Here is a 5067-nt window from a genome sequence, read left to right on the forward strand (position 1 = left end):
GCTGCGGGTGCCTCGGTGGTGGCCGGTGCCTCGGGCGCTGCGGGGGCGGCGGGGGTCTGGGGCTCGGGGGCCGCCTGGGGGGCCGGTTGGGCCGGCTCGGGGGAGGCGGTGGCCTCGGAGGGGTCGCCGATGATGGCCAGGACGGTGCCGACCTCGACGGTCTCGTCCTCGGCGACGCGGATCTCCAGGACCACGCCGGCGGCGGGGGAGGGGACCTCGGTGTCGACCTTGTCGGTGGCGACCTCCAGGAGGGGCTCGTCGACCTCGACGGTGTCTCCCACGGCCTTGAGCCAGGACGAGACGGTGCCCTCAGTCACCGACTCACCCAGCGCGGGCATGGCGACCTCCACGCCCTGGCCGCCGGCGGCGGGGGGCGCTGCGGGTGCCTCGGTGGTGGCCGGTGCCTCGGGCGCTGCGGGGGCGGCGGGGGTCTGGGGCTCGGGGGCCGCCTGGGGGGCCGGTTGGGCCGGCTCGGGGGAGGCGGTGGCCTCGGAGGGGTCGCCGATGATGGCCAGGACGGTGCCGACCTCGACGGTCTCGTCCTCGGCGACGCGGATCTCCAGGACCACGCCGGCGGCGGGGGAGGGGACCTCGGTGTCGACCTTGTCGGTGGCGACCTCCAGGAGGGGCTCGTCGACCTCGACGGTGTCTCCCACGGCCTTGAGCCAGGACGAGACGGTGCCCTCAGTCACCGACTCACCCAGCGCGGGCATCTTCACGGACTCGGACATTGCTGTCCTCCTTCTACTTCTCTACCTGGACTCAGCCGTGGTTGTGCAGCGGCTTGCCGGCGAGTGCCATGGCAGCCTCGCCGAGGGTCTCGTTCTGGGTGGGGTGGGCGTGGATGAGCGAGGCGACGTCCTGGGCGTCGGCCTCCCAGGAGACCATGAGCTGGCCCTCGCCGACCTGCTCGCCCATGCGGGTGCCGATGGCGTGGAAGCCCAGGATTGGGCCGTCCTTGAGGGAGACGAGCTTGACGAATCCCTGGGTTCCCAGGATCTGGCTCTTGGCGTTGCCGGCGACGTTGAACTCCGCGGTGGTCACCGCGTCCTTGCCGTGGATCTCCACCGCCTTGGCCTCCGACAGGCCCACGGAGGCGATCTCGGGCTCGCAGAAGGTCACCTTGGGGACCAGGTTGTCGTCGACCGGCTGGGGGTCCAGGCCCGCGATCCGCTCGGCCACCGCGATGCCCTGGGCGAAGCCGCGGTGGGCCAGCTGGACGCCGGGGACGATGTCGCCCACGGCCCACACGCCCTCGACATTGGTGCGGCAGTGCTCGTCGGTCAGGACGAAGCCGCGGTCCATGGCGATGCCGGCCTCCTCATAGCCCAGGCCATCGGTGGCGGGGCCGCGGCCCACGGCGATGAGGAGGACCTCGGCGTCGTGGGTCTTGCCGTCAGCGGTGCGCACGGTCACGCCGCCCTCGTGGCGCTCCACGGACTCGAACATCGTGCTGGTGTGGAAGGCGATCTTGCGCTTGCGGAAGGCGCGCTCGAGCTGCTTGGAGATGGCCTCGTCCTCATTGGGGACCAGGCGGGGCAGGCCCTCGATGATGGTGACTCTGCTGCCCAGGGAGGCCCAGGCGGAGGCGAACTCCACGCCGATGACCCCGCCGCCCAGGATGATCGCGGAGGCCGGCACGTGGTCCAGCTCCAGGGCCTCCTCGGAGGTCATGACGCCGCCGGAGATCTCCTGGCCGATGGTCTTGGAGAACGAGCCCGAGGCCAGGATGACGTTCTTGCCGGTCAGGCGCCGGCCGTCGACCTCCACGGTGCGGGGGTCCACCAGGCGGCCCCAGCCCTGGACGACCTCGATGCCGCGCGAGGACACCAGGCCCTCCAGGCCCTTGTGCATCCGGGAGACGATCCCGTTCTTGTACTTCTGGACCCCCGCCATGTCCACGCCCTCGAAGGCGGCCCGGATGCCCAGGGTCCCGGCCTCGCGCACCGCCTCGGCGGTCTCTGCGGCGTGGAGCACGGCCTTGGTGGGCACGCACCCGCGGTGCAGGCAGGTGCCGCCGAGCTTGTCGGCCTCCACCAGCGCCACCTTGAGTCCCAGCTGGGCACCGCGCAGGGCGGCGGCGTAGCCGCCCGAGCCCGCACCCAGAATGACCATGTCGTAGACGGTCTCTGTCACGAATTCACTCCTTGTGTTTCGGTCCGGCCGCTCCTGTGGGGCGCCTCTGCACGTGGGTCATTGTGTCACCCGACGCTGGGGCGCACCGACAGAAACCGGTCACGATCGGGACCAGAGTCCCTCAAGCGGCATGAGAACGGTCACTGAATGGTCACTGGGCCGACGAGCGGGTCGGGCCTCTGGCCAAGACCCGGCCCGCTCGTCGGCCTGGTGCCTCAGTGCGCCAGGGCGCGCGAGCGCAGCAGTTCCAGGAGGGTGGCCACGCCCATGCCGGTGCCGCCGCTGGGGGTCAGGCCCCAGGCGGACTTGTCGTTGAAGGCGGGACCCGCCACATCCAGGTGTGCCCAGGGCGTATCGCCGACGAACTCGCGCAGGAACAGCCCTGCGGTGAGCATCCCCCCGGCCCGGGAGGAGGTGCTGGCGTTGATCAGGTCCGCCACGGTGGACTTCAGAGCGGGGCGCAGGCCCGAGGGCAGGGGCATGGGCCAGAAGGCCTCGCCCGCGCGCTGCGCTGCGGCCACCACCTCCTCGCGCAGGGTGGGGGTGCCCATGACCCCGGCCACGTGGTCGCCCAGGGCCACGATCTGCGCCCCGGTGAGTGTGGCCACGTCCAGGACGGCGTCGGGCTGCTCGGTGACCGCCTTGGCCAGGGCGTCGGCCATGACCAGGCGTCCCTCGGCGTCGGTGTTGGTCACCTCGACGGTCGTCCCGGAGAGCATGGTGATGATGTCGCTGGGACGCTGCGCACCGGGGCCGGGCATGTTCTCGGCCAGGGCCAGCCAGCCGGTGACCCGCACGGGCAGCTCAAGACGGGCGGCGGCCAGGACGGCGCCCAGGACGGTGGCGGCGCCCGCCATGTCCGACTTCATCTCCGGCATGGAGGCCGGCGGCTTGAGGGACAGTCCGCCGGAGTCGAAGGTGATGCCCTTGCCGATGAGCGCCACATGGTTCTCGATCTGCGGCGGCGCCCATTCCAGGCGGACCAGGCGCGGGGGCTCATCGGAGCCCTGCCCGACGGCGAGGATGCCGCCGAATCCCTCCTGGGCCAGGGCGTGCTCGTCCCACACCCGGGCCTCAACCCCGGCCTCCTCGGCGGCCTGGACCGCGCGCTGGGCGAAGACCTGCGGACTGAGCCGGTTGGGCGGCTCATTGACCAGGTCCCGGGCCAGAGCGGTGGCCTCGGCCAGGGCGAGGGCGAAGGACAGCGCCTCCTCGGCCTCCGGCGTCCCGGCCAGGGGGGAGAGCACGGTGACGCGCTCCACGGGGGTCTGCTGAGCATCGTCGGCACCACCGGAGCCGGCCGCCCCGGGGGCCCCGGTGCCGCTGGCCGTCGCCGAGTCCGGGGCATCCTGCGAGTCCATCGTCCGAGCCGCGGCGGCGCGGTCCGCTGAGAGCCCGTCGCCCCCGGTGCTGCTCTTCGCCGACCAGTGGTAGGCCCCCAGCGCGGCGCCCTGGAGAACGCTGGCGAGCTCGGCGTCGTTGAGGGTCGGCAGGGCCATGACTGCCCAGCCGCGCCCGGCCAGGGCCCGGGAGGCCCGTCCCGCCGCCCGCCTCAGGATGCCTGCGCGGTCGGCCCCCAGGGCCGCCTCGTCGTCGACGGTGCCTGCCAGGGCGGGGTCGGAGCCGGCCCAGGCCGGCCCCACGCCCACCACGAGCAGGACCTCGGGACCCTCGTAGTCCTCGTCCCCGACCACTGAGGCGGGCAGGTGCTGGACGGCGTCCTGCTCGGCGTTGAATCCGAGGCGGGGCAGGAGCCCGGCCAGTGCATCCATATCCAGGCCGGTCTCCACCGCGCCGTCGACGAGCGGGGTCGGGCGGGGGTCATCTCCCTGGCCCGGGGCAGCGGCCAGGACCAGTATCTCGGGGGCGGGCCTGGGCGGTTCCTGGGCCGAATCGCTCCTGCTGGTGGTAGGAAGGACGCTGGACAGCTCGAAAGTGCTCACGGCGTGAATGGTAACGTCGTCGTTGTCGGCAGCAGGGGAGCGGCTCCTGCGTGCCGGCTCGTCCCGGGCCCCCAGCGGGGGAGAAGAATCCATCATACCTTGATCAGACCTTGAAAGGCATGCAGACCCATGGATGAGCGCCCCCAGGTTCGCACGGTTGATGACACCCGCAGGCCCGCCTACGGCCTGGGCCGTATCCTCGTCGTCGTCTTCGCCGTCGTCGGCCTGGTCATCCTGGCGCCCGCGGTGGCGATGCTCGTGCGCGAACCCTGTACGGCGCCGGTGATGGAGTCCTTCAACCTCGTGGGCGGAGCGCTCTACGTCCTGCTGGCGGTCTGCGTGGCCCACAATGGCAGGCGCATGCGCAATATCGGGTGGATGAGCCTGGCCGCGCTGGCCACCATGGCCCTGCTCATCGGCACCCTGACCCTGTCCGCCCCGATGTCGGGCCTGGAGTACTCGGCCTGGGCTGAGGGAGGGGCGCGGTTGTGGTACCTGCCGGCGGTGCTGCCGGTGGTGGCTGCGGTGTGGATGTGGCTGTCCGACCCGAGGCGCATCGTCATCAATGCTGAGCGGATGACTGAGCTCTCCGACTCCCTGGCCGGCTCCTTGGAGCGCACCCGTGCCGGCCGGCCCGGGAGCCAGGGCGTGGAGAACGAGGGCGAGGGGCACTCTCCCGGGCCGGACGGCGCCGTGCGCTGAGCGCCTGCCGGGGCCGGTGGGCGGCGCTGACGTTGCGGTGGCAGGGGGAGCGCGGGAAGGATCGCACTTCTTCCCGGCAGCGCTGGTGCCTTCTGGGCGTGCAGCGCGCCTCGGCTCAGGTGGATCAGCGAGGATGCGATGGCTCATCCTCGTGGGTGGGGTCAAGTCTCTTGGTGTGGTGTTCTTTGTGTTAGGTGGTGATGGTCATCAGGGGGTGGTTGTCGGGGGTGGTGTGGGTCAGGGTGTGGGTTAGTTGCTGGAGTGAGGTCTGGGATAGGTAGCGGCG

General features: G+C 71.9%; 4 protein-coding genes. 1 reads left to right on the forward strand and 3 read right to left on the reverse strand.

The genetic code is table 11. The features are described from left to right. The 3 genes from J5X07_RS12650 to J5X07_RS13185 all read right to left on the reverse strand — a co-directional run. On the reverse strand, positions 1 to 731 hold a 731-nt coding region (locus J5X07_RS12650; RefSeq protein ID WP_341769477.1), incomplete at its 3' end, for a biotin/lipoyl-containing protein. Between the two features lie 31 nt (positions 732 to 762). Then, the gene (lpdA, locus tag J5X07_RS12655) at positions 763 to 2136 is read right to left on the reverse strand and encodes a dihydrolipoyl dehydrogenase (RefSeq protein WP_208480034.1); all 1374 of its coding nucleotides are present in this window, start codon (positions 2134 to 2136) and stop codon (positions 763 to 765) included. Positions 2137 to 2351: 215 nt separating this feature from the next. Next, the gene (locus J5X07_RS13185; protein WP_341769478.1) at positions 2352 to 4079 is read right to left on the reverse strand and encodes a leucyl aminopeptidase; all 1728 of its coding nucleotides are present in this window, start codon (positions 4077 to 4079) and stop codon (positions 2352 to 2354) included. 129 nt (positions 4080 to 4208) lie between these two features. Here J5X07_RS13185 and J5X07_RS13190 point away from each other — a divergent pair, with 129 nt between their 5' ends. Beyond that, positions 4209 to 4781 (forward strand): hypothetical protein, encoded by a 573-nt coding sequence (locus J5X07_RS13190; protein ID WP_243896853.1) that lies wholly within the window; start codon positions 4209 to 4211, stop codon positions 4779 to 4781. Positions 4782 to 5067: the final 286 nt, after the last annotated feature.

It is taken from the genome of Actinomyces bowdenii (genome assembly GCF_017592395.1).
In the GTDB taxonomy this organism is placed as follows: Bacteria; Actinomycetota; Actinomycetes; order Actinomycetales; family Actinomycetaceae; genus Actinomyces; species Actinomyces bowdenii.

Excerpts from the sequence above, each read along its gene's own strand:
- J5X07_RS13190 (WP_243896853.1), top strand. The coding sequence starts at position 4,209 with ATGGATGAGCGCCCCCAGGTTCGCACGGTTGATGACACCCGCAGGCCC.